Annotated in this window: 21 protein-coding genes; 14 read left to right on the top strand and 7 right to left on the bottom strand. The window is 43.1% G+C overall.

Features of this window, described 5'->3' with window-relative positions:
* The first annotated feature begins 19 nt into the window (after positions 1–19).
* Both trkA and ACESM0_RS00175 read left to right on the top strand, forming a co-directional pair.
* The gene (gene trkA / locus ACESM0_RS00180) at positions 20–1,372 is read left to right on the top strand and encodes a Trk system potassium transporter TrkA (protein WP_372902450.1); all 1,353 of its coding nucleotides are present in this window, start codon (positions 20–22) and stop codon (positions 1,370–1,372) included.
* Positions 1,365–2,879, top strand: a complete 1,515-nt coding sequence (locus ACESM0_RS00175; RefSeq protein WP_372902448.1) for a TrkH family potassium uptake protein — start codon at positions 1,365–1,367, stop codon at positions 2,877–2,879. The genes trkA and ACESM0_RS00175 overlap by 8 nt, the downstream gene beginning before the upstream one ends.
* A gap of 8 nt (positions 2,880–2,887) precedes the next feature.
* On the opposite strand, the gene ACESM0_RS00170 is transcribed toward ACESM0_RS00175, so the two are convergent.
* Complete coding sequence (locus tag ACESM0_RS00170) at positions 2,888–4,585, bottom strand: potassium channel family protein (protein WP_372902446.1); 1,698 nt, start codon at positions 4,583–4,585, stop codon at positions 2,888–2,890.
* A gap of 170 nt (positions 4,586–4,755) precedes the next feature.
* On the opposite strand from ACESM0_RS00170, the gene ACESM0_RS00165 reads away from it, so the two are divergent.
* Positions 4,756–6,006 carry a hypothetical protein gene (locus ACESM0_RS00165; protein ID WP_372902445.1) on the top strand — a complete coding sequence of 417 codons (1,251 nt, stop codon included), beginning with the start codon at positions 4,756–4,758 and terminating at the stop codon, positions 6,004–6,006.
* A gap of 46 nt (positions 6,007–6,052) precedes the next feature.
* On the top strand, positions 6,053–7,168 hold the full coding sequence (rlmN, locus tag ACESM0_RS00160; RefSeq protein ID WP_372902443.1) for a 23S rRNA (adenine(2503)-C(2))-methyltransferase RlmN: 1,116 nt from the start codon (positions 6,053–6,055) through the stop codon (positions 7,166–7,168).
* Positions 7,169–7,277: 109 nt separating this feature from the next.
* On the opposite strand, the gene lepB is transcribed toward rlmN, so the two are convergent.
* From lepB to ACESM0_RS00140, 4 genes are all read right to left on the bottom strand, one after another.
* Positions 7,278–8,375 (bottom strand): signal peptidase I, encoded by a 1,098-nt coding sequence (lepB, locus tag ACESM0_RS00155; RefSeq protein WP_372902441.1) that lies wholly within the window; start codon positions 8,373–8,375, stop codon positions 7,278–7,280.
* A 14-nt stretch (positions 8,376–8,389) separates the two neighbouring features.
* A complete protein-coding gene (locus ACESM0_RS00150) occupies positions 8,390–8,959 on the bottom strand; it encodes a hypothetical protein (RefSeq protein ID WP_372902439.1) in 570 nt (189 codons plus the stop codon).
* A gap of 11 nt (positions 8,960–8,970) precedes the next feature.
* Positions 8,971–10,770 carry a translation elongation factor 4 gene (gene lepA / locus ACESM0_RS00145; RefSeq protein ID WP_372902437.1) on the bottom strand — a complete coding sequence of 600 codons (1,800 nt, stop codon included), beginning with the start codon at positions 10,768–10,770 and terminating at the stop codon, positions 8,971–8,973.
* A 180-nt stretch (positions 10,771–10,950) separates the two neighbouring features.
* A complete protein-coding gene (locus ACESM0_RS00140; protein ID WP_372902435.1) occupies positions 10,951–11,196 on the bottom strand; it encodes a YkoF family thiamine/hydroxymethylpyrimidine-binding protein in 246 nt (81 codons plus the stop codon).
* Between the two features lie 132 nt (positions 11,197–11,328).
* On the opposite strand from ACESM0_RS00140, the gene ACESM0_RS00135 reads away from it, so the two are divergent.
* From ACESM0_RS00135 to hisE, 9 genes are all read left to right on the top strand, one after another.
* Positions 11,329–12,150: a DUF4382 domain-containing protein gene (locus ACESM0_RS00135; protein ID WP_372902433.1), complete on the top strand. Its 822-nt coding sequence runs from the start codon at positions 11,329–11,331 to the stop codon at positions 12,148–12,150.
* 302 nt (positions 12,151–12,452) lie between these two features.
* Positions 12,453–13,331: an ATP phosphoribosyltransferase gene (gene hisG / locus ACESM0_RS00130; RefSeq protein WP_372902431.1), complete on the top strand. Its 879-nt coding sequence runs from the start codon at positions 12,453–12,455 to the stop codon at positions 13,329–13,331.
* A 54-nt stretch (positions 13,332–13,385) separates the two neighbouring features.
* The gene (gene hisD / locus ACESM0_RS00125; RefSeq protein WP_372902429.1) at positions 13,386–14,681 is read left to right on the top strand and encodes a histidinol dehydrogenase; all 1,296 of its coding nucleotides are present in this window, start codon (positions 13,386–13,388) and stop codon (positions 14,679–14,681) included.
* Positions 14,682–14,693: 12 nt separating this feature from the next.
* Complete coding sequence (gene hisC / locus ACESM0_RS00120) at positions 14,694–15,743, top strand: histidinol-phosphate transaminase (RefSeq protein ID WP_372902427.1); 1,050 nt, start codon at positions 14,694–14,696, stop codon at positions 15,741–15,743.
* A 22-nt stretch (positions 15,744–15,765) separates the two neighbouring features.
* Positions 15,766–16,653, top strand: a complete 888-nt coding sequence (hisB, locus tag ACESM0_RS00115) for an imidazoleglycerol-phosphate dehydratase HisB (protein ID WP_372902425.1) — start codon at positions 15,766–15,768, stop codon at positions 16,651–16,653.
* Positions 16,654–16,686: 33 nt separating this feature from the next.
* Complete coding sequence (gene hisH / locus ACESM0_RS00110) at positions 16,687–17,298, top strand: imidazole glycerol phosphate synthase subunit HisH (RefSeq protein ID WP_372902423.1); 612 nt, start codon at positions 16,687–16,689, stop codon at positions 17,296–17,298.
* Between the two features lie 89 nt (positions 17,299–17,387).
* A complete protein-coding gene (hisA, locus tag ACESM0_RS00105; RefSeq protein WP_372902421.1) occupies positions 17,388–18,113 on the top strand; it encodes a 1-(5-phosphoribosyl)-5-[(5-phosphoribosylamino)methylideneamino]imidazole-4-carboxamide isomerase in 726 nt (241 codons plus the stop codon).
* Between the two features lie 58 nt (positions 18,114–18,171).
* Positions 18,172–18,933: an imidazole glycerol phosphate synthase subunit HisF gene (hisF, locus tag ACESM0_RS00100; protein WP_372902419.1), complete on the top strand. Its 762-nt coding sequence runs from the start codon at positions 18,172–18,174 to the stop codon at positions 18,931–18,933.
* Between the two features lie 22 nt (positions 18,934–18,955).
* The gene (gene hisE / locus ACESM0_RS00095) at positions 18,956–19,252 is read left to right on the top strand and encodes a phosphoribosyl-ATP diphosphatase (RefSeq protein WP_372902417.1); all 297 of its coding nucleotides are present in this window, start codon (positions 18,956–18,958) and stop codon (positions 19,250–19,252) included.
* Between the two features lie 73 nt (positions 19,253–19,325).
* On the opposite strand, the gene ACESM0_RS00090 is transcribed toward hisE, so the two are convergent.
* Positions 19,326–20,921 carry an AbgT family transporter gene (locus tag ACESM0_RS00090; protein ID WP_372902415.1) on the bottom strand — a complete coding sequence of 532 codons (1,596 nt, stop codon included), beginning with the start codon at positions 20,919–20,921 and terminating at the stop codon, positions 19,326–19,328.
* Between the two features lie 115 nt (positions 20,922–21,036).
* The gene (gene ilvD / locus ACESM0_RS00085) at positions 21,037–22,716 is read right to left on the bottom strand and encodes a dihydroxy-acid dehydratase (RefSeq protein ID WP_372902413.1); all 1,680 of its coding nucleotides are present in this window, start codon (positions 22,714–22,716) and stop codon (positions 21,037–21,039) included.
* Positions 22,717–23,223: 507 nt separating this feature from the next.
* On the opposite strand from ilvD, the gene ilvB reads away from it, so the two are divergent.
* Positions 23,224–24,996: a biosynthetic-type acetolactate synthase large subunit gene (gene ilvB / locus ACESM0_RS00080; RefSeq protein ID WP_372902411.1), complete on the top strand. Its 1,773-nt coding sequence runs from the start codon at positions 23,224–23,226 to the stop codon at positions 24,994–24,996.
* Positions 24,997–24,998: the final 2 nt, after the last annotated feature.

Genomic DNA, 24,998 nt, shown 5'->3' with positions numbered 1-24,998 from the left:
AATTAATGAATTTACCATTTTGAAAATACTTATAGCAGGTGCCGGTGAAGTTGGCTTTGAGCTGAGCAAAGTGCTCTCCGAAGAACGACATGATGTAACAGTCATGGACAAAACACAACAATGTCTGCAGAAAGTCATTGACAATCTAGATGTACTCACCGTAGAAGGTAATGCAACCTCACCCAATGCCCTCGTAAACGCCGGCGCCAAAGAAGCAGATATGATGGTGGCGTGTACCAGCGTTGATGAAGTAAACATCATTGCCTGCATGATGGCTAAGCGGCTTGGAGTAAAAACCGCAATTGCCCGTGTGCGTAATGACGAACTTTCTCAAAAAGATGCTCCGGTTACTCCTTCTGAACTAGGCATTGATGTTCTCATTCACCCGGAAGAGAGTGCTGCCACTGAGATTCATCAGCTCATCAAAAGAGCTTCGGCAAGTGACATTGTGCCTTTAGCTGAAGGAAGAATGCAGCTTGTAGGTATCAGGGTTGAAAAAGGCGCGCCGGTAATCAATCGTACACTCCGCGAACTTGCATTGGAATATAGAGGTAGCGCATATCGTATCGTTGCCATCTCAAGAAGGGGAACAACGATATTACCAACCGGCAAGAATCGAATCATGGCCCTCGACCATATTTTTGTTTTAACAAAAACGGAAGGAATTGAAATTTTATCTAAGGCTACCGGTCATACGAATGAGAAGATTCGCCGGATTATGATTGCCGGCGGGAATGAAGTGGGACGAATCCTGGCCCGTAAGCTTAGTGCAGATGATCAAAAATGGGATATAAAACTGATAGAACCGAATAAAGAAGCTGCTACTGAAACAGCCAATGAACTTCGTGATATTTTGGTACTGCATGGAAATGCAACAGATCCTAACCTGCTTGCCGTAGAGGGAATTCAGGAGATGGACGCATTTATCTCCGTAACGGATGATGAAGAATCCAATATCATCTCTGCATTAATGGCAAAGCATTTAGAGGTTAAAAAAACAGTTGCTCTCGTATCTAAATCTCAGTACGTGCCGCTCAGCCAGACTATAGGTATCGACTCCATTGTGAATGTGAAAGCCTCTGCAACAGACGAAATACACAGAAATATTCGTCAAGGTACCATACTCATGGTAAAAGCACTTCATGGTATTGATGCTGAAATAATCGAAGTCATTGCAAGTGAAAATTGCAGTATACTCGATAAAACTATTAAATCCGTTCATTTTCCACACGGAATGATCATTGGGGCAATTATTAATGACGGAGATGTAGAAGTCGCAACCGGCGACTCAGTTATAAGGAAAGGAGACCGGGTTATTATCTTTGTTCAGCCACATGTTATTCAAAAGGTAGAAGAGATTTTCAATGATTGATCTGCTTGAGCAAGGTACAAACCGACCCCGAATTGATTTCAAAATTGTTATCGGGATTCTTGGAGGGCTGACTTTCTTTTTAGGCCTCTCACTGCTTGCTCCATTGGGAGTAGCTTTAATCTATAACGAGTCCTCCTGGCAGGCCTTTTTATTTACGGCGGTTCCCGCAATGATATTAGGGGCTTCTCTTTTTTATATTTTCAAACCGCAGTATGAGCTTCGCATGAGGGAAGCATTTCTGATCGTTTCCCTAACCTGGCTCCTCGGCTCTTTAATCGGTGCTTTTCCTTTTACACTTTCCGGAACGCTACATAGCTATACAGACGCCGTTTTTGAAACGATGAGTGGGCTTAGCACCACCGGAGCAACTATTTTGGGCGGAGTAACCAGCGACGGAATTCAAAATCCTGCCATTGAGGATATCGACAAAAGTCTGCTTTTCTGGCGGTCGCTCTCCCACTGGCTGGGGGGTATGGGAATTATTGTACTCACACTTGCTCTGCTGCCACTTCTGGGAATTGGCGGAATGCAGCTTTACAAAGCAGAATATTCCGGTTCCACATCCGATAAGTTAACCCCAAGAATTCAGGAAACAGCGTTTTTATTATGGTCTGTCTATGTAGGCATGACCGGTGTCCAGTTTCTACTGCTCTGGGTTCACCCCTCAATGGATTGGTTTGATGCAATTAACCACGCATTTTCAACTCTTGCAACCGGTGGATTCTCAACTAAAAACGGTTCCGTAGCAGGATTTGATTCAGTCTATATCGATGTAGTCATTACTGTTTTTATGTTTTTGGCCGGTATCAACTTTGCGATGCATTTCAGATTATTGAGCGGTGATACCAAAAGCTTCTTCGAAAACAGGGAAATTCGGTTTTTCTCCCTGCTTGCTGTCCTTTTTATAGTATTGGTTTCGGGCGGTCTCTGGCTAATCGATAACTACGAGTTTGGAGATGCCCTTCGCTACGGTTCCTTTCAGGTCGTCTCTATTATTACAACAACCGGATTTGGGACTGACGACTATGCACTCTGGATGCCATTTGCATCTTTTCTACTGTTCCTTCTCTTTTTTAGCGGCGGAACAGCCGGCTCAACCGGTGGTGGTATCAAAATGATTCGTATCCTAATTATTTTAAAAAATGTTGTCCGCGAATTTCGTCAGATCATCCATCCTCAAGCAGTGCTTCCGGTCCGGCTGGGAAATCGAATTATTGAATCAACCATCCTCAAAAATATTCTGGGGTTCTTCGTCGTCTACTTCATCATATTTGGAATTGGCGCACTCATCATGAGTTTAATGGGCTACGATTTTATGTCGTCCATGGGAGCAAGTATTGCCAGTCTTGGAAATATTGGACCTGCCTGGGGTGAATTTGGCCCGACGGATGAATATGCCGGAGTTCCCTACATCGGGAAATGGGTTCTGTTAATGTTGATGATGATCGGACGATTAGAACTCTTTACCGTTCTTGTCATTTTTACTCCATGGTTCTGGAAAAATTAACCGGTACTTTAAATCAGAAAATTTTTGGTGAATCGTTTTTCACCTTCAGTGGAACCAATCAATACAATTTCATCATCCTTTTTTAATACACGGTCAGGTGGAGGATTTACCAGCATTTCCTCATTCTTGCAATTCACCGCTATGACTGTACATCCGGTTTTTTGGCGGATGTTTGACTCAAGTAGGGAAATTCCGGAGAGCTTACTATCCACTTTATAATTGAAAATATTCAACCCTTCAGCCAGCATAATCACATCCTTATCTTCGAGGATATTAAAGATTGACCCGGCTCCCATCGAGGCATACGACATCACAAAATCTGCTCCCGCACGGTGCATGGTATTCACATTCCTTTCGTACGTAGCTCTACTGATAATTTCCAGGTCGGGTTTCAGCTGCCGGCAATAAATCGTCAGGTAGATATTTACATCATCATCGTGAGTCGTAATCAATACCGAGTGGGCATTTTCAAGTCCTGCTTTATTCAGCACACTCAAATCGGCGGCGTCTCCCAGAATATATTTACCGTTTTCGTGTGTTTGTATTCGATCCGGATTCTTATCAATGATTCTGTAGTCAATCTGACGGTCATCCATACTTCTGGCTGCGGCTCGGCCAACTCTGCCTGCACCAATAATTACAACCGGAGCGTCCGAAACGTTATAAATACTCATTATTTCGTCATACTTTCTGAGGTGCTCCACGGTACCCGCCAATACCAAAACACTTTTACTTTTAATCATCGTATCCGGCTCGGGATGAATAAATTTCCCTCTTTCCCAAATGCCTACAACATTCACTCCCAATCTTTCCCTTAACTTACTTTCTTTCAGATTTTTACCGATCAGTGGGGTCTCTTTTACGGTAACTTCACCAATCACAAGACTGTCGATATGCCCAATTACGTGAACTCTTGCATTGCCTCCCAACGTTCTTCGCGCGAGAGCTCTTCCCAGAATATCGCCCATCTGAAGCACATTGTTAGCACCTGCCAGTTTAAGTACATCAACGGAGTCTTCGGAATTGGCAGTTGCCACAATATTGATGTTATCGCTGAACTCCCTTGCTGTGAAAGTGACGTTAGTATTTATGGTGTCAGAATCTGCGGCAACCAGCATCGAGGCATTTTTTATAAACAGTCGGTTATAGGTATCGTAATCGGTTGGATCCAGGTTCACCACTTTATAGTCCAAATCTGACAAATCCAGAGCTTTTTGGAGGTCGGGTTCCAGCAGCACATAATCTATTTTGTACGATATCAATTTCTCGATAAGGGCTTCTGTTACAGCATTTAAATTCGTAATCACAACATGGCCGAATGTCTCCTCTTCCAATCTTTTTGGTGCACGCGCCTGATTTTGAGCTTTCATCCAGGGTGCATAGAAAAACTCAATAAATGTGAAAGGGAGCATCACCAGCAAAAAAAGTACTCCGGAAAACAGCACCAGCATAGAAAAGGCACGGCCTACATCTGTGGTAAATACAATATCACCAAAGCCGAGAGTAGACATAGTCACAATCACCCAATAGAAGCCGGTTAACCACGTATGATCCTGCCCCTCGTACATTGCCACGTAATGAAAAGCGATTGAGTACGCTACATACATCAGGAATAGAACACCCACAAACTTCAGCAGTTTCTTTACGTTTGTCTGCGTCCGCCTGTTAGCAAAAAAGTAAGAGAGTTGAGATCCTAAAAACTTCAAATGGAACTCCGTCTTTTTATTTGATTGATTAAACTGTCCTTAAAAAAAGAAAATAAGAAATAAAGTATACACTGTTTTACAAACTGTTATTGAATAAATTGGAAATTCATCCCTTTAAATGATTACTTTTGAGTGCCTAAAAACAAGCCGAAAAATTTAGATAAAATTCAGTGTTCCGCTACTTATTGGTTGTTGCCAGCTTACTATTTTTAACCTCTTCGACTCTCTCGGCTCAGAGCTCAGATCGTCTGGATCCCATTCCAAATGTATATCTGGACTGTAGTTCCTGTGATATATCCTATATTCGGTCCAACATTAACTTTGTAAATTACGTGCGGGATCAGGACGATGCGTCTGTTTATTTACTAATTAACGATCTTGCAACTGGTGGCGGCGGCAGAGAATATACACTCATTTTTTCTGAGATCGGTCTTCAGAACGGGCGATCGGATACTCTTCGCTATGTTTCCTCCAGCACCGACTCCAACGACGAACGAAGAATAGGACTGAATCGATATATCAAAATCGGGCTCATGCCCTATGTATCAGGAACCGTAGCCATTCGGTCACTTGATATTTTTTACGAGACTCCTGAAACAGACCTCGCCGATGAAGAGGATGATATTGTTGACCCATGGGATAGTTGGGTTTTTGATGTGAACGTTCGGTCTAATTTGAGAGGACAATCGAGCGAAACAAACTTCGGGCTCTATTCAGGCTTTCAGGCGGAACGAACTACTCACATCTGGAAAATCAGAACCAACCTGAGAGGAGAACTTCGAAGACGAACACTCGATGTTTCCAGCGGCACACTTAACATCAACCGGGATTGGGGAAATTTCTGGCAGATGTTTGGCTACAGTCTCAGTGATCACGCAACGGTTGCGCTATTCGCAAGTGCAAATTTTAACAGATCGAATAACATCGCCCTGCATACTTATGTTGCCCCGGCTTTTGAATACAACTTTTTTCCCTATAACGAGTTTCAGGAACGGCGGTTTATTGTTCAATATCAGTTATCACCGATGTTTCGGCGATATTTCAATACCACCGTATTTGGAAAAGATGAAGAGCTTATCATGTCTCAGGAAATATCCTCAAGATTAAGATATAATCAGCGCTGGGGAAGGATTGACGTCAGAGTTTCGGGATTAAACTACTTTCACGATACTGCCATAAACAGATTGGAAATAAACCCATCTTTTAACATTCGCATTACTCGCGGTTTATCCGTCAGTCTATCCGGGCGCTATCGGGTGATTAATGATCAGCTTTCACTCGAAGGTGCCGTCGATCCCAACGATCCGGAAAATATAATTAGCGGCGGGCAACGCCCCACATCTTACGACTATAGCATCTCTTTTGGCCTCTCATACACCTTCGGTTCAATTTACAACAATATTGTAAATCCGCGATTCTAATCGCCTGAGATATCATTTCCGCCTCATTGTTCGTAACTTTGGAGATATGATTAAAGAGAAGACCGATACCATTCAAAAGACAGATTTAAAATCCCTTACAAAACAAGAACTCTCTGATTATCTGAACGAACTTGGTTTAGCCGGGTACCGCTCGGACCAGGTACTTCAATGGCTGTATCAGAAAGGAGTTTCATCCTTTGACGAAATGACCAACCTTTCCAAAGATTTAAGGGCACAGCTTAAAGAGATTGCCGAGGTTAAGAAGATCAAGGTACACAGTAAGCAAGAGTCAACTGATGGAACCATAAAGTTCCTGTTTGAACTGGACGATCCAAATGCCTATAAAGTAGAGGCTGTGATGATACCTGACCTCTACCCCGATGGAGCCGCAAACCGGTTAACGGTGTGCGTATCATCTCAGGTAGGGTGTATGTTCGGGTGTTCATTTTGCGCAACAGGTAAAATGGGATACTTCCGCAGTTTAACTCACGGTGAAATTGTAGATCAGGTTCAGATTATTAATGAGTTGACCGAAGAGAAATTTGACAAAAAGATCACTAATATCGTTTACATGGGAATGGGCGAACCGCTTCATAATTATAAAGCGGTTGTGGAATCGGCTCGCATTATATCAGATCCATTGGGAATTGATCTATCACCCCGCAGAATCACTGTGTCAACCGTTGGTCTTACGAAACAGATCAAACAGCTTGCCGATGAAGAAATCGGAACAAATCTGGCCATTTCTCTTCATGCCGCTGACGACAAAAAGCGGGATGAGATTATGCCAATCAATGAGTCTCTGAATTTGGAGAAACTTGAAGAAGCGGTAAAGTATTACTTCATGAAAACAGAGCAGCCCCTTACCTACGAATATTTGCTATTTGACGAGTTCAACGATACTCCTCAGGATGCTCATAATTTGGTGAAAATTGCCCGATGGGTGCCTTCAAAGATAAACATCATCATGTATAACGATGTAGCGGGCGTAGCTTTAAAACGAGCCCGGGAAGAGCGGCTCAACAAATTCATGAAAACACTCACCGATCAGGGAGTAACGGCAACCGTTCGAAGAAGCCGTGGCGACGATATAGATGCAGGATGCGGTCAGCTGGCAATACGCGAAGGCCAGGAGAAAGGAAAGAGCTTGGTTAAGACGTAGTCAGGTCTCAGGTCTCAGGTCTCAGGTCTCAGGTCTCAGGTAAGTTTTATTTTAAATTAAAAAAACTCAAGTACTCAATAATCACTACCTGATACCTAATACTCAACAGTTAGTGAATTAAATTGAACAGTCTGTTGAATCTTGGGAGCCAGCGCTCACCGTCCCATGAGAAATAAATCATGCCCGCCTTGCCAATGATGTGATCTTCAGGTACAAAGCCCCAATATCGGCTGTCTTCACTATCATCTCTGTTATCACCCATAACAAAGTAATAATCTTTTTTGATGGTGTAGCGATTGGTATCTTCTCCGTTAATCGTGAATTGATCACCATCTTTCTGGATATCGGTCCGCTCGTAACGCTCCATCACAGCTTTGTAAAGATGCCAGTTATCTGAAGTCAGTTCTATTTCCTGACCTTGATACGGAATTGTAAATTCGGGTATGTTATCGTGGTTTGTAAAACCTTCAGAAAAGCTGAACGGCCTACGGCTGAACTCATCGAAGTCATCCGGTAATATGAAAAACTCTACCGCTTCTATCTCTGACCAGTTACGCATTTCATCTGCGAGTACAGGAGTCATATTGATAATGAAGGTACCATTATTCGATTGCAGTATATTCCCTCCGGCTTCGCGTACTTTAGCCGGGCTTAGTCGAATCCGTTCCCGGGTTTGTACCCTGTAGTTGTACATCAACGTTTCATAAGACTCCGACTGCTCTCCGTTTACATAGAGAAGCTTATCCTCAATTTTCAACCTGTCACCCGGTACACCAACAGCCCGTTTAATGTAGTTGGTTTTGGTTGATATTGGGCCGATATCCACCGGGTAGTTGAATACAATAATATCATTCCGATCCACATCAGAGTAGCCGGGGATTCGAGTCCATGGCAGATTGACTCCCGGTAAATAGATATCTGTGAAAGGAACAGACAGTGTCATCGGCGTGCGCGGACCGTATGCCAGTTTTGTCACAATCAGGAAATCTCCTGTGAGCAGGGTCTTTTCCATACTTGGTGTGGGAATTCGGTAAGCACCAAAGAAAAATGTTCTCAGAATGATTGCCGCAATTGCCGCCCAAAGAAATGCATCAAGCCACTCTCTTGCCCAATGTTTAGCTTTCGCATCAATGGAATGATCTTTGTCAGATTTTTTAGAGTTGTCCCAAAAACGCTTCTTCTTTTCTGAATCTTTTCTTCTTGCCAACTGTATTTATGCTCTTAATTAAAATTTCCGGGTCTGTCTATAGCCTCGTGTACAAATTCACCATCCTGATACTCTACAAGATACCATTGATCTCGCTCCGGGGAGTAAAAATAGTCACTGAAAGCTTCTAATTCTTCTGATTCATTCATTAGCATTCTATTCAACATCCGCTTCACTTGAGGCATCATATCGATATAGCGACTCGCACCCACATACACCAATCCATTTTCAAACGGGCCATCTAAATCCAGAATCATCAACGGCATTTCTTCATCAATAATAAACCAATATTCGAACTGTACGGCTTTTCCGGGCCTGAAGTTACGCTCGTTAATCAGATCACCGATTTTTTGTGTCGGATCACCAAAAACAGCCTGCAATCTTGAGCGAAGTTCCACTGTAGGAATTCTATCGATTGTGGTTGGATTGTAAAGCCCCTGACCAGTCCAGCTGATATCAGAGAATCTTTGTTCGAACTGAGACCGTTCAGAGTGTTCAACCTTACGGATTTCCGGATCTTCAAACTGAGCGTAGACATCAACACTGAAAAGTGCGATGAATAAAAATAATACTATTTTTTTCATATAAATCTTTGTTAATCTTCGTCGTCCATAGACAAAACAGCAAGGAAGGCTTCCTGTGGAATATCCACTGCGCCTACCTGTTTCATACGCTTTTTACCTTCTTTCTGTTTTTCGATCAATTTTCGTTTACGGGATATATCACCACCATAACACTTCGCGGTTACATCTTTACGAAGTGCGCGAATGGTGTCCCGGGCTATAACGCGTGAACCGATGGCAGCTTGTACTGCTACTTCAAATTGTTGCCGGGGTATCAGCTCCTTCAATTTGGCACACACTTTTCTGCCCTGATAGTAGGCTTTATCTCTGTGCGTTATACTTGATAGTGCATCAACAGGTTCCCCATTTAATAAAATATCTAAACGAACCAAGTCTCCTTTTCGATATTCTATAAATTCATAATCCAGAGACGCATAGCCGCGTGTTCCGCTCTTGAGTCTGTCATAAAAATCAAAAACCACCTCGGCCATTGGCAGTTCGTACGTTATTTCCACACGATTATTCTGCATAAAATGCTGATTAACGTATACTCCCCGACGATCCTGGCACAGCTTCATGATAGGCCCGATAAATTCGGCAGGTGTAATAATACTCGCCTTGATATACGGTTCCCATACTTTTTCAATATCACCCGCAGAAGGCATCTCACTGGGATTATCCACCTGAACCCGCTTTCCTTCTTCTGTATCTACTTCGTACTGCACGTTCGGAACAGTGGTAATAATATCAATATTAAACTCACGATCGAGGCGTTCCTGTACAATCTCCATATGGAGCATACCCAGAAATCCTGCCCGGAATCCGAAACCAAGCGCCTTTGAGGTTTCCGGCTGATAAGTCAGTGAAGCATCATTGAGCTGCAGTTTTTCCAAAGCCGCACGCAGATCTTCAAAATCTTCCGAGCTTGTTGGGAAAATGCCGCTAAAAACCATCGGTTTTACATCCTTATAACCCGGAATAGCTTTGTCGGCCTTCTTTTTTTGATGTGTTATGGTATCACCCACCTTGGCATCCTGTAACGATTTTACGCTGCCAATTACATAACCTACATCTCCGGCCTTTAACTCTTTAACCGGTTCTTTCTTCAGTTTCAGATAACCAATCTCTTCGGCATCATACTCTTTGCCGGTTGCCATAAAAAGTATAGGATCTCCCTTCTTGAGAGTTCCTTCCATTACCCGAACATAAGCAATGGAGCCACGATACGTATTAAAAATGGAATCAAAAATCAGAGCCTTCAAGGGTTTTTCATCATCCCTTTCTGGGCCCGGGATTCGCTCTACAATTGCTTCCAGAAGCTTTTCAACCCCTTCACCTGTTTTCCCGGATACACTGATAATCTCTTCATGGTCACAACCAATCAAATCAACAATTTGCTGACCAACACCTTCAGGATCGGCACCCGGTAGATCGATTTTATTTAATACCGGTACGATCTCCAGATCCTGATCAATCGCCTGGTAGAGATTTGAAATTGTTTGCGCTTCAATACCCTGTGCAGCATCTACAACCAACAGCGCACCTTCACAAGCTTTTAGTGCACGCGATACTTCATAGGCAAAATCGACATGACCGGGGGTATCAATTAAATTGAATGTATACACCTCGCCACTTGGACGTTTATAGTCCATCCGTATGGCGTGGCTTTTAATTGTAATTCCACGCTCCCTTTCCAGGTCCATATCATCGAGAACCTGCTCCTGCATCTCCCTTTCACTAATTGTTCCGGTGCGCTCCAGCATGCGGTCGGCTAATGTGGATTTACCATGGTCGATGTGCGCGATAATGCAAAAATTGCGAATATTATTCATACAGATGGATAGAAAATGCTAAAAATTATTCAGCCCTAAATATACAAAGCTTAAACGGTCATTGCATTTAATTGTTATATGACCCTCTCCTTGATTGTGTGGAACCACAAGCAATTTTAGGAAACGTATATCTAAACTGTTGAAGAAGAAAAGTCACTCTATCTCCTTGCGAGAAAGATGCTACTCTGAGGTGGGGCTCAACAGCTCAACATGAAATCTGAATTTTTGTCCTTCCAGCGTCATTGAATCGTAGACTTCTCGAATTAGTTCAAATACAACGTCCGAATCGCCTTTAATGCTTGTTGACAAATAGTTTACATCTACTTCAACATCATGCTGTGCGACAAATTCAAGCAAATCCTGAACTTGTTCTTTTGGATGATCAGAGTAAAGAGGTATGTACGTTAATTGAGCTATCGTCTTCATTTTGTTGGTTTTCGAAATTAAATTGGTATGTCAAGTATCGAAACGATATCGACAAATGGAACATTTTTAATAATAGAGCATTAAAATAGACTGAACTAACATCAAAATACAAACAAAATTGAGAGTAAAAAGATGAGAATACTAAGCACTATTTCAATATTTATTACAGCTATTTTTCTTTTGGCATCCTGCGATTTATCTGATGACCTTACAAATGATACCGGAACCCTGCAGGTCCTTTTAACAGATGCGCCCGCAAACTATGATGAGGTATGGGTTGATGTACAGGAAGTTCGCGTACACAAACAATCTGAAGCTGAGGAGGATGATAACGGATGGAGGACAGTTAATGACCAGCCTGTTCGAGTGAATCTGCTGGAATTGACCAACGGTAATTATGAAATATTAGGTGAAGCGGAACTTGAAGCGGGCAACTACAGTCAAATACGGCTCATTCTTGGAGAGCAAAATGAACTCGTTATTGATGGAGAATCTACTCCACTTACCACACCAAGTGCTCAGCAATCCGGTCTGAAACTGAATGTTAATGCAGAGATTGAAGGTGGCGAAAACTATACGCTACTTCTGGATTTTGATGCTTCACGTTCTATTGTAAAAGCAGGAAACTCCGGAATGTATATTTTAAAGCCGGTGATCAAAGCTGTTGAACTTGCAAAAACCGGCGCCATCGGTGGTAGCATTGAACCTGCTGAAGCACTTCCTTGGGTTTATGCCATTGCTGATGAAGATACACTCGCAGGTACGCAAGCAAGTGACGAAGGAGACTTTCTGATGATAGGACTTTTGGACGGTACTTATCAGGTTTCAGTAGCTCCAAGTATGGAAGAATATAACTCAGAAGTGATATCCAACATTGAAGTTACTGCTCCCGACACCACGTTTATTGATACCGTTACACTTTCAGAGTCCGGAGCAAATGTTAATGGTGAATAAGTCGTAAATCATATTTTAAATGATTCAAAGCCCGGTTCTTAAATGAGCCGGGCTTTTTCTTTTTACAGAATGATTTCAACAAATACGGATGTTTTAAACTTATCTTGGCATCCTAAGTTTTAAATGCATAATTTTGAGAAGTGAAATTTACGAACCGACATATCTCCACTCATCACCACTCCCATCATGGAGATCACGGCCATCCTGTGCATCATCATCATTAATTTACTCTTCCGTTAAGCACAGACTATTTAACCATTTTTTCTCACTACCCTTTTTAACATAAATAACTAACTAATTCTATGAGAACTCTGGATTCTTCCACCTCACTGAGAATTGCCGTTCAGAAAAGCGGCCGATTAACCGATAAAACCTTAAACCTGCTCGAAGGAATTGGGCTGAAGTTTGACGATTACAAGCGAAGTCTTCTGGTAAAATGCCGGAATTTCGACGTTGAACTTTTACTTATTCGCGACGACGATATCCCCGAATATGTTGAGGATGGCGTTTGTGATCTTGGTTTTGTCGGAGCCAACACCATTGCCGAAGACGAATCGGATGTAACTATTTTGAAAGGCCTCGATTATGGTGTCTGCCGACTTTCCATTGCCGTACCTAAAGACGGTGATATTCAATCCGCAAAAGACCTGCAGGGAAAACGTATTGCCACCAGCTATCCGGTTATCACCAAAAAATTTCTTGAAAGCAAAAACGTCGAAGCAGATATCATTACCCTGTCCGGATCAGTTGAGATTGCACCCCGTTTGGAAATTGCCGACGCTATTACAGATCTTGTTTCAACAGGCGGCACTCTGAAAGCCAACGGCCTGAAAGAAATTGAAAATATTTTCGATTCAGAAACCCAACTCGTAAAAACAAATAAACTTCTCTCTGAAGGAAAGCAGGCGCTGATTGATAAGTTTCTTCAGCGAATTGAAGGTTATCAAAAGGCAGAAAAAAGCCGATACATCATGATGAACGCACCGCAGGAATCTGTTGACGAAATCAAAAGAATTATTCCATCTCTGAAAAGTCCCACAGTAATGCCTTTGGCTGATAATGGAATGGTAGCCATTCATACCGTGGTTACAATTTCAACATTCTGGGATCTGATGGAAAAGCTGAAAGGTGCCGGTGCCACGGGAATTGTCGTTCTGCCAATTGAATCGATGATAGTTTGATGAACGGATTTGAGACATGAGACATGAGTCTTGAGAAAACTGAATTTTAAAATCATGAAAAATTACTCACTTAAAAACCTGGCCGATTCAGAAATTGAAAAGCTCTGTAAACGCCCTAAGATGGATTTTACTTCTGTTTTTGGTCAGGTTCAGCCGATCCTGGATGATGTAGAACAAAGCGGGGACGAAGCGATCCGGAAATACACCCGTAAGTTTGATGGAGTAGATCTTAATGAGATCACAATCGATCCAAACGATCTGAGCGTTACACTTGAACCAAAAATTCAGGACGCCATAGATCAGGCGTTAAACAATATTTTCCTATTCCATAAACATCAGTCTACCATGGATCTGGAAGTTGAAACGATGCCGGGTGTTGTTTGCAGGAGAGTGGCCAAACCCATAGAACGGGTTGGACTTTACATTCCTGGTGGAACTGCTCCCCTTCCATCAACAACCATGATGTTGGGAGTACCTGCAATGATTGCCGGTTGTTCAACAATTGTGATCGCAACTCCGCCTGATAAAGATGGAAATGTACACGAATCGATTATCTATATCGCTCAAAAAATCGGTGCAGAAAAGATCGTTAAAGCTGGGGGAGCTCAGGCAATTGCAGGAATGGCGTTTGGAACAGAATCCATTCCCAAAGTGGATAAGATTTTCGGGCCCGGCAATCAATATGTTACTGCCGCTAAAATGCTTCTGCAAAATAGCGAAGCAATGGTGTCCATTGATATGCCGGCAGGACCTTCAGAGGTTCTGGTTATAGCGGATAAAACTGCAGACCCTGCATTTATTGCTTCAGATTTGCTGTCTCAGGCCGAACACGGCTCCGATAGCCAATCGGTGTTAGTCATTACAAAAGATGCCGACATTCAGTCTATCAAAAAAGAGTTAGAGCTGCAGTTAAACGAACTGTCTCGAAAAGAATTCGCTGAAAATGCTTTGGCAAAAAGCTTCATACTCACGGTAGAATCTTCCGGTGAAGCCATGCAGTTTTCAAATCGTTATGCGCCGGAACACTTAATCATAAATACCATCGATGCCGATGAATTGGCCGAAAAAGTCCTAAATGCCGGATCTGTATTCATCGGTCCGTGGACTCCTGAAAGCATGGGTGATTACGCATCCGGAACCAATCACACACTACCTACGTATGGCTATGCCAAAATGTATAGCGGAGTTTCACTGAATAGTTTTCAAAAATTTGTCACCATGCAGAAAATCTCTGAAGAAGGATTACAAAATTTGGGACCTACAGTTGAAACCTTAGCTGAAATTGAAGGGCTCCAGGCTCATAAGCATGCTGTAACACTCCGTCTGGAAAAAATTAAAACAACTCACTGAATTATTACCCCAATGTTTGATATCGACAATTTAGTTCGAGAAAATATTCGCAAGCTAACACCTTATCGCAGTGCACGGGATGAATTTGACAGCGGGACTCTTCTGGATGCCAATGAGAACAGCTATGGCTCACCCATCCGAAGTACGTTAAATCTGCATCGATATCCATCTCCCACACAGGACGAACTTCGAGACAGAATTGCTGAATACCGCGATGTGGACAGAGAGAATATTTTTCTCGGTGTGGGCAGCGATGAACCGATTGATCTTCTGATGAGGATTTTTTGCGAGCCCGGCCAAGACTCTGTTCTCATTACTCCACCCACCTATGGCATGTACAAAGTGGCAGCAAATATCAACAATGTTGAAGTTCAGGAAGTTTTACTGAATGAAAAATTTCAGCTCCAGCCGGAGTCTATTATCGAGGAAGTAAATGAAAAAAGTAAACTGTTGTTTCTCTGCTCTCCAAATAATCCCACAGCGAATGATATGAAGCGAACCGACCTGCTTAAGCTGGTCGCAAAATTTAATGGAATTGTGGTAGTAGATGAGGCTTATATTGACTTCAGTCGGCAGGAATCGATGGCTCAGATGGTTCAGCAGTATCCAAACCTAGTTGTACTTCAAACATTTTCAAAAGCGTTTGGACTTGCCGGAATCAGATTGGGGATAGCCATCTCAAATCCTGATATCATCAACTACATGCTGCGTGTAAAAGCTCCTTATAATATCAATAAACTGACGGCCGATACTGCTATGAAAGTATTTGAAAATATGGAGCTGATGAAGTTCAATATAAATGCAATTAAGGATGAAAGGGACTACGTGGCTGAGCAGCTGAGTCTTAGCAGTGCCGTAACTAAAGTCTATCCTTCAGACGCTAATTTCGTCCTGTTCAAAATTGAGAATGCAAAGGAAGTTTATCAACAACTTGCTGAGCGAGGTGTCATAGTTCGTTATCGTGGAAATGAACCGCTCTGTGAAGATTGCCTGCGTATAACAATCGGTATGCCGGACGAAAATGTAAAATTCTTAAAGGCTCTTAAAGAAATTGTAGGCTAACAATATTAAACCACACAATATTATGGTCATTCTGGTAGAATCATCAGCACTTAAAGGTAGCAATGAGTCATTACTCGCTCCGGGAGCAGTCTATGGGTTAGGATATTTAAGGGAACACGGACACGAGATTGCCTGGAGCAGCTCAGCTCTGACTGAACCCCAAATAAACCTGCTTGAAAATGAAAACTTTCAAGCAGTAAAAACCAAAGATGGTGCTGATGCAATCATAACCCGATCCGAAAACTTGTTGCAGTTTCAGAAGGATGGTGAAGTTCTAAGCCAATCAGAATCATGGACAGAGCTGGTGCACCGGGTTCTTTTTCCATCCAGAATAGCGGAGATCAGTCGAACCACTAAAGAGACGGAAATCCACATAAATATCAACCTTGACGGAAGCGGGAAAAGTAATATTAATACCGGCCTGAATTTTTTTGATCACATGCTGGACCAAATTGCCAAACACGGTTTGATTGATCTTGAATTAACCTGCAAAGGTGATCTGGAAGTAGATGAACACCACACGATAGAAGATACAGCTATTGCACTGGGGCAAGCCATCAGCAAAGCTGTGTCGACCAATAAAGCCGGGATTCAGCGCTACGGCTTTGTATTGCCAATGGACGAAGCTCAGGCAACGGTCGCCATCGACCTTTCCGACCGACCCTACCTGGAGTATAATGTTGATTTAAAGCGTGAATACGTAGGTGATTTTCCTACCGAAATGTTAGAACACTTTTATTATACCCTGGCCATGAACGCAAAGGCAACCCTGCATGTTACCGCTAACGGAAAAAATGATCATCACATCATTGAAGCTACTTTCAAAGGTTTTGCCAGAGCCCTGCGTTTTGCCATAACTCGAAGTGAGCGTACCAGGGGCATCCTCCCTTCAACAAAAGGCACTATTTAACCCAATTTAAACTTTTTAGAAGCACCCAGAACGTTGATAGGAATTATTAAATATCAGGCCGGAAATCTGGCCTCCGTTGCAAATGCGCTTGAACGACTTAACGCAGACTATTTCATCTCTGATAATCAAAAAGAGCTGGACAGGGCGGACGGAATTATCTTTCCCGGGGTTGGACATGCCGGAGCCGCAATGGACGACCTGCGCTCACGAGATCTGGATGTATGGTTGAAATGTACCAAAAAACCGGTGTTAGGCATCTGTCTTGGCATGCAGCTTCTTTACGAATCTTCGGAAGAAGGTGCCAGTGATACGCTCGGACTGATACCCGGTAAACTGAAAAAGTTTGACGCTTCTAAAGCAAAAGTCCCCCACATGGGTTGGAACCGGTTTGAACCCAAAAAAGACCATCCGCTAATCAAAGATATCGACAATAAGCACTTTCTTTATTACGTGCATGGTTATTATGCTCCTGCCAACGAGTATACACTTGCAACCTGCAAATACATCAAAGATTTCTGTGCGGTTGTGTCAAAAGATAATTTTATGGGAGTGCAGTTTCACCCTGAAAAATCAGGTACCGTAGGTTCACTTCTCCTTCAGAATTTTTTGGATATTGTAGAAAAGTCTGCTCAAAAAACTACCTGATTTTTTAAACGTCGGTTTTCTGATTCGGCCATCTGTATAATTTCTTACCTTTGAGCATACTTCATCATTTAATTCAACTATCATTTTATATGAATATCATTCCCGCAATAGACCTACTTGACGGACAGGTTGTGCGACTGCTAAAAGGAGATTACAATAAAAAAACAGTTTACAATCACAATCCCATTGAAGAAGCAGCCAAGTTTAAGACAGCAGGATTTGATCACATCCATGTTGTAGACTTAAATGGAGCAAAAAATGGTTCATTTAAAAACCTTCCGATTATAAAGACCATCATTAACCAACTGGAATTAACGGTTCAAACCGGTGGCGGCGTTCGTTCCCAGGAAGACATTCAGAAACTTTTGGATGCGGGGTTGAGTGGAATCATCTGTTCCTCCATGGCTGTAAAAAAAACCGATGAGTTTTTAGCTGCCATTCGAAACAATCCCGACGAAATTATTCTTGGGCTTGATCTAAAAGATGGTAAAATGGCCTACGGCGGCTGGCTTGAAACTTCCGATAAACCGATTGAAGATTTTTTAAACCCGATGATTGAAGCCGGTTTAAATAAAGTATTAAGCACAGACATCGCCAGAGATGGAATGTTAACCGGCCCAAATTTTGACATGTACAGCAATCTTCAAAATCGCTTTCCGGAAGTCAAGTGGATTGCTTCCGGTGGAGTTTCCAATTTGCAAGATCTCATTCAGCTCAATAGTATTGGGGTAGATGGAGTTGTAGTAGGTAAAGCCTATTACGAAGGACACATCGGGTTGGATGACATGGGGCACCTTCACTCATCAAATTCATAACGTGAATTGACAATCATTTTCACTATTTTTTACAGCTGATTAACTCCTTACGTTCGATATGCTTACAAAACGAATCATCCCCTGCCTGGATATCAAAGACGGCCGAACCGTTAAAGGGGTGAACTTTGTCGGGTTGCGAGATGCCGGTGATCCTGTTGAGCTGGCTCAGCGTTATACGGAAGAGGGTGCTGATGAATTGGTTTTTCTCGACATTACAGCTACCAAAGAGAAACGACGAACATTAGTTCATTTGGTAAAAGAGATTGCGGCTCACATCAACATTCCATTTACAGTTGGAGGCGGTATTAAAACCGTTGAAGAGATTGAAGAAATCTTAAAAGCAGGAGCAGATAAGGTATCCTTGAACAGTGCCATTGTCCGTGATCCCGATTTAATTACCCGAGCTTCTGACGCATTCGGTTCGCAAGCAATTGTGGCCGCTGTTGATGCCAAAAAAGTTGGGGATCACTGGGAAGTATTTGTTAAAGGCGGTTCTGAACCGACCGGATTGGATGCCATTGAGTGGATCAAAAAAACGGAAGAACTCGGTGCCGGGGAAATACTGCTCACCAGCATGGACCGCGATGGGACAAAATCAGGCTTCGACAACGAGCTTCTTAAAGTTGTTAATGAAAATGTTACTATTCCGGTTATTGCCAGTGGTGGTGCCGGAACCACACAGCACTGTATCGATGCCGTAAAAAATGGAAAAGCAGATGCTGTTTTAGCTGCAAGTATCTTTCACTTCAGAGAAATTGAGATTTCTGAACTGAAACAGAAAATGGCTGAAAATGGTATCGAAGTAAGAATATTGAATTGACTACATAAACTGAATTAAACGAATGGCTAAGCAAGAAATCGAATTTCTCTACGACTTGGAACGAGTACTCTTAGAACGAAAAAAAGAACTACCCAAGGGCTCCTATTCAACACGGCTTTTTAAAAAGGGGATTGACAAAATTGCCCAAAAACTAGGCGAAGAAGCTGTAGAAACAATCATCGCTTCCAAAAACAAGAAAGACTCTGAAGTAATCTACGAATCAGCAGATCTGATCTATCACCTGATGGTACTTCTCGTAGAAAGAGATATCTCCCTTGACACAGTACTGCAGGAACTTATTGTACGAAGTAAAAAATAGTCCTGAGATTTGAGTCTTGAGATGTGAGATATATTCTCACGACTCACGACTCAAGACTCATGACTCATATCTACTAGTTTGCGGGATAAACGTAATTCGCTTCGAAACTGAGCGGAATTCCAATCCACCAGTAGAGCAGCAAGAAGATTGTCCAGACGACCAGGAAGATAATAGAATAAGGAAGCATCATGGAAATGAGCGTTCCAATTCCCGTTTTCTTCACATATCTCTGACAGAATACAACCACAAGAGGGAAGTATGGAAGAAGCGGTGTGATAATGTTCGACACTGAATCTCCTACACGATAAGCTGCCTGAGTTAAGTCAGGAGAGATTCCTAATTGCATGAGCATCGGAACAAATATTGGAGCAATGAGCGCCCATTTTGCCGAAGCTGAACCTACAAGGATATTCACAAAAGCACTCAGAAACACGATTCCCACAATGGTGATCTGTCCCGGCAGGGCAAGAGACTGAAGGAAATTTGCCCCTTTCAGCGCTATCAAAAGTCCAATATTTGATTTAGCAAATGCATCAATAAAGAGTGCACAGAAGAAGGCCATTACAACATAATACCCCATGCTTTCCATCGATTTAGTCATGTTGTCGATCATGTCCTTCGAACTCTTATACTTTCCGGAAGCGTAACCGTACACAACACCCGGAATCAGCAGCAGAATAAAAATGAGTGGTACAATTGCCTGCATCAGCGGTGCATTAAAGGAGAAGAGTGAACTCACTTCGGGATTGTCCCAATTTGGATCACGCAATGAAGAGCCTTCAGGCCACGCCCATATGAACAAGCCAATCAGACCTAGAATCATGGCTGCAAAACCAAACCAGAATGCCCGGCTCTCTTTATCTGTAACATCTTCCATTTGAGGCATTTCGTCCTCGTCGCCATCAACTTTTATTCCTTCAAGCCGAGGCTCTACAATTTTATCTGTGATGTACCAACCTACGGAGACAATCAAAATACTGGAGAGAGCGGTAAAGTAAATGTTATTGAGCGGATTTAGCATAATTTCGGGATCCAAAATTCTTGCCGCTTCCAATGTAAAACTCATTAAGAGAGGATCAATAGCCGATGGGATGAAGTTTGCCGAAAATCCTCCACTCACTCCGGCAAAAGCTGCAGCTATACCGGCCAGCGGGTGCCTTCCGGCAGCATAGAAAATCACACCTCCAAGTGGAATTACGAGTACGTAACCGGCATCAGCGGCCGTATGACTCACAATCGCGATTAAAATCAGCATTGGGGTTAACAGCGACTTTGGTGTAAAGCCAAGAAGCTTTTTCAGACCGGCGTCTATCCAGCCGGAGTGCTCTGCTACACCAACGCCCAGCATCGCTACCAGCACAATACCAAGCGGAGCAAATAGCACAAATGTCTCAATCATGTTCGCCAGAAAAGAGGCTAAATTTTCTCCGGTAAGCATATTTTGAACATTCAATGCTTCCCCTGTTCGGGGGTGAACTTCACCAAAATCGATAGGCGAAAGAAGTGCAGAAAATACCCACACAATCACCAATAGTAAAAAGAAGAGCATTGCCGGGTCGGGAAGTTTATTCCCCGCCTTTTCAATGAAATTCAGAAATTTGTCAAATAATGAGCCCCTTCCTTCAGATTCAGGGACTTCATCCTCGTTTATTTTCTTTTCGTCAGCCACTTTAACTTGTTTTAGTTAATGTTTGAACCATCAGTTGAAGAAAATACGAGATTCGAACCTCTATGCAAGAAGAAATGAGTAATCTATATCAAATTTACCTACCGGCTAAGATGGATCATCCATCCGTAACACAACCCTCACTCGCTGTCGAAACCAACTTGGAATACTTGTAGAGTGCACCGCTAAGGTAATTTAGCTCCGGGACTTTCCAGGACTTACGGCGGGTGTCGAGTTCTTCATCCGAGATATCTACATTCAGAATCCGTTCTTCGGCATCGATGGTAATGGTATCTCCGTTTTTTAACAGTCCAATTGCCCCGCCAAGCTGAGCTTCCGGTGTTACGTGGCCGATCACGAAACCATGTGTACCGCCTGAGAAGCGTCCGTCGGTTATCAACGCCACATCATTACCGAGCCCTGCGCCCATTATGGCTGCTGTGATAGAGAGCATCTCGCGCATGCCGGGGCCGCCTTTCGGTCCTTCATACCGTATCACAACCACATTCCCCTTTCCTACCTTACCGCTACGAATTCCCTCAAGAGCGTCTTCCTCCGATTCAAAAACCACGGCAGGGCCTGAAAAACGGGTTCCCTCTTTTCCGGTGATCTTGGCCACACTTCCTTCAGGAGATAGATTTCCGTAAAGAATCTGAAGATGCCCTGTTTTCTTTACGGGGTTAGATATTGGATGAATAACCTTTTGCTCTTCCAAAAGGCCCGGCAGTTTTTCAACATTTTCTGTAAGTGTTTTACCGGACACAGTCATACAATCTCCTTTCAAATAACCCTCTTTTAAAAGCAGTTTTTGCACCGCAGGTACTCCACCCACGTTATATAGATCCTCCATCACATACTTGCCACTCGGTTTGAGATCAGCCAGGAATGGCGTCCGGTCGCTTACAGCCTGAAAGTCATCAATTGTAAACTCCACTCCGGCTGCATGAGCAATGGCAAGCATATGCATTACGGCGTTTGTTGAACCACCCAGGGCAATGATCATGGCAACTGCATTTTCCATTGAATCCTTCGTAATAATATCTTTTGGTTTAATATCCTTTTCCAAAAGGGTCCGAATCACAGCTCCTGCTTTTTCACACTCTTGAATTTTTTGATCATGCGTGGCAGGTATCGAAGAGCTGTAAGGCAAGCTCATTCCCAATGTTTCAATGGCTGATGCCATGGTGTTGGCCGTGTACATTCCTCCACAGGCACCGGCTCCGGGGCAGGCATGCTTCAGTACGTTATTCATCTGTTTTTCATCAATCTCTTCTGATAAAAATTTCCCATAAGACTCAAACGCCGACACAATATCCAACTTCTCCCCATTTAAGTTTCCGGGTCGTATAGTCCCGCCATACACCATAATTGAAGGCCGGTTCACTCTTGCCATCGCCATTACGGCACCGGGCATATTTTTATCACATCCCACTACCGAAATATTGGCATCGTACCACTGAGCATTCATTACCGTTTCGATCGAGTCGGCAATAATATCACGAGAAGGAAGAGAGAATTTCATTCCCTGTGTCCCCATCGAAATACCGTCGCTCACACCGATGGAATGAAATACAAAACCGACCATTTCATTTGCCCAAACTCCCTTCTTTACAATATCAGCCAAACCGTTCAGATGCATGTTGCACGGATTGCCGTCCCAGCCGGTACTTGCAATCCCAATTTGAGCCTTTTTCATATCATCCTCGCTCAAGCCGGTGGCATAAAGCATTGCTTTGGATCCGACCTGCGACTGACTTTCGGTTAATCGTGAGCTAAATTTGTTGATTTTTTGGGCCATTTTGGTACCACTTTTTTAGTTGTTTAAAGACAATAACTTACACGTCTATTTTTAGATACATGGAAGCGCTTTTCAATAATCTATTATTTCGTCTATATGATATTCAAAGATTTATTTAAAAAAAATCTTGACTTGTGTGAGTTGGTTGTATAGGTTTTTTGGAGCGATAAACAATCACAAACAAATTCGTTTGAATTCACAACAATCACATAGCGTTTCTACTGCTCTTCTTCGGGAAGATGCCATGGGCGTGATTGCTGTCTTCAATTTGATATTTGTGCTACTAGCAACTCTACCTGTTATCGCTTTAAGTGCTTTGATCATTTCTATTAGCACTTTAGATATTATTATCAGCCTACTGCTGATTATTCTATCTATTCTAATTTCTGGCATTCTAATTCTAAACCTAATTATTAGATAACCCACCCAGCCAGAGGTTAGAAACCAAATCCAAACATCGCGATTTATTTTTTCCTCTGGCGGGTAAAGTATACCCGTGAGTAAAAAATGAAATCAACCCATTCAACATCTTCCGCAAATACGAATACTCAACAGCCATCACTCAAAACAGTTGGGAAGCCACAAAGCCAGCCCCATAACGGTGCCGAAATCCTGATTAAAACCCTGACTGACCTTGGGGTTGATACTCTTTTTGGATATCCCGGTGGTGCTGTTCTTCCGGTTTATGACACACTTTTCGATAACCATGACCTGAATCACATTTTGATCCGCCATGAACAGGCCGGCACCCATGCCGCCGATGGATATGCACGGGCGACTGGAAAGCCCGGCGTGGTTTTGGCCACCTCAGGACCGGGCGGGACAAACACAGTAACCGGAATCGCCACTGCTATGATGGATTCGATTCCACTTGTAGTTTTTACCGGACAGGTACCCACAGGCGTAATCGGAAACGATGCCTTTCAGGAAGCGGACATCGTGGGTATTACCCGTCCCATTACGAAACAAAACTATTTGGTAAGAGATGTAAATGAGCTGGAAGATGTAGTTCGTGAGGCGTTTCACATTGCAACCAATGGCAGGCCGGGGCCTGTATTAGTCGACTTACCAAAGGACATGCTGAATACCAAAAGTCGTTATTCGGGTTTGAAAAAGGTTGAGATCCCCAGTTTTAAGCCTCATACAAACGGCCATCATCCGCAGATTGCAAAAGCTGCCGAAATGCTAAGTAACGCTAAAAAACCATTGCTCTATGTGGGTGGGGGCGCAATTTCCGGCGAGGCGTGGGAAGAAGTCACAACCATGGCCGAACGCCTGAACGTCCCTGTCACAACCACACTGATGGGACTCGGTGCTTTTCCGGAGAGTAAATCGCAATCGCTCGGAATGCTGGGAATGCACGGAACCTGGTATGCGAACATGGCGATGACAGAGTGTGATGTACTGGTTGCAGTAGGTGCACGTTTTGACGACCGAGTGACAGGCAGACTGAACGGATTCTCTCAAAAATCACGAAAAATACACATCGATATCGACCCTTCATGCATTGGTAAGAATGTAGCCGTTGAGGTACCCATTGTAGGAGATGTTAAAAATGTAATTCCCGCCATCGACAATCTTGCCAATCCACCAGAAGTCGATGAGTGGTGGAATACAATACATAAATGGAAGGAAGAGCATCCACTAAAGGTGCCTCAGGCAGACGACAGAATTTATCCCCAGCATATGGTTAAAATGATTTCGGAAATCACCAATGGTGATGCCATTGTGGTGACCGATGTTGGTCAGCATCAGATGTGGGCAGCTCAACACTACAAATATAATCACCCCCGGTCGTGGATTTCATCCGGCGGTCTCGGAACAATGGGGTATGGATTTCCTGCCGCTATTGGAGCCGCGCTGGCCCAACCCGATCGTGACGTCGTTTGCATTACCGGAGACGGCGGTTTCCAGATGTGCTCATTTGAACTGGCTACTGCCGTTGAATACAAGATTCCGGTCAAGATTGCCATTATGAATAATAACTGCCTTGGCATGGTTCGTCAATGGCAGCAGCTCTTCTTCGAAAACCGAACCAGCTATTCCGTATTTGGCAAGAACAACCCCGACTTTGTGAAAATGGCGGAGGCCTACGGAGCTGTAGGAATGCGTGCTACCTACCCTGATCAGATGCAGGATGTTTTGAAAAAAGCCATGGCCATTAAAAAAGGTCCCGTCTTGATGGATTTCAGCGTAATTGAAACTGAAAACTGCTACCCCATGGTGCCATCCGGAGCTGCACTAAATGAAATGGTAGAGTCAGATGAGGAGTGTAAATAATT

Origin of the sequence: Rhodohalobacter sp. (genome assembly GCF_041686455.1) — a bacterium.
Taxonomy (GTDB): Bacteria; Bacteroidota; Rhodothermia; order Balneolales; family Balneolaceae; genus Rhodohalobacter.
The sequence above is the reverse complement of the archived record's forward strand: the minus strand, read 5'-3'. Positions and strand labels throughout refer to the sequence as shown.

Bases quoted from the DNA above. Each gene is read 5' to 3' on its own strand.
- ACESM0_RS00175 (WP_372902448.1), top strand. From the start codon at position 1,365: ATGATTGATCTGCTTGAGCAAGGTACAAACCGACCCCGAATTGATTTC.
- ACESM0_RS00140 (WP_372902435.1), bottom strand. From the start codon at position 11,196: ATGAAGACGATAGCTCAATTAACGTACATACCTCTTTACTCTGATCAT.
- ilvB (WP_372902411.1), top strand. From the start codon at position 23,224: ATGAAATCAACCCATTCAACATCTTCCGCAAATACGAATACTCAACAG.
- hisD (WP_372902429.1), top strand. From the start codon at position 13,386: ATGAAAAATTACTCACTTAAAAACCTGGCCGATTCAGAAATTGAAAAG.
- hisE (WP_372902417.1), top strand. From the start codon at position 18,956: ATGGCTAAGCAAGAAATCGAATTTCTCTACGACTTGGAACGAGTACTC.
- hisG (WP_372902431.1), top strand. From the start codon at position 12,453: ATGAGAACTCTGGATTCTTCCACCTCACTGAGAATTGCCGTTCAGAAA.
- ilvD (WP_372902413.1), bottom strand. From the start codon at position 22,716: ATGGCCCAAAAAATCAACAAATTTAGCTCACGATTAACCGAAAGTCAG.
- hisC (WP_372902427.1), top strand. From the start codon at position 14,694: ATGTTTGATATCGACAATTTAGTTCGAGAAAATATTCGCAAGCTAACA.
- hisA (WP_372902421.1), top strand. From the start codon at position 17,388: ATGAATATCATTCCCGCAATAGACCTACTTGACGGACAGGTTGTGCGA.
- hisF (WP_372902419.1), top strand. From the start codon at position 18,172: ATGCTTACAAAACGAATCATCCCCTGCCTGGATATCAAAGACGGCCGA.
- rlmN (WP_372902443.1), top strand. From the start codon at position 6,053: ATGATTAAAGAGAAGACCGATACCATTCAAAAGACAGATTTAAAATCC.
- lepA (WP_372902437.1), bottom strand. From the start codon at position 10,770: ATGAATAATATTCGCAATTTTTGCATTATCGCGCACATCGACCATGGT.
- ACESM0_RS00135 (WP_372902433.1), top strand. From the start codon at position 11,329: ATGAGAATACTAAGCACTATTTCAATATTTATTACAGCTATTTTTCTT.
- ACESM0_RS00150 (WP_372902439.1), bottom strand. From the start codon at position 8,959: ATGAAAAAAATAGTATTATTTTTATTCATCGCACTTTTCAGTGTTGAT.
- hisB (WP_372902425.1), top strand. From the start codon at position 15,766: ATGGTCATTCTGGTAGAATCATCAGCACTTAAAGGTAGCAATGAGTCA.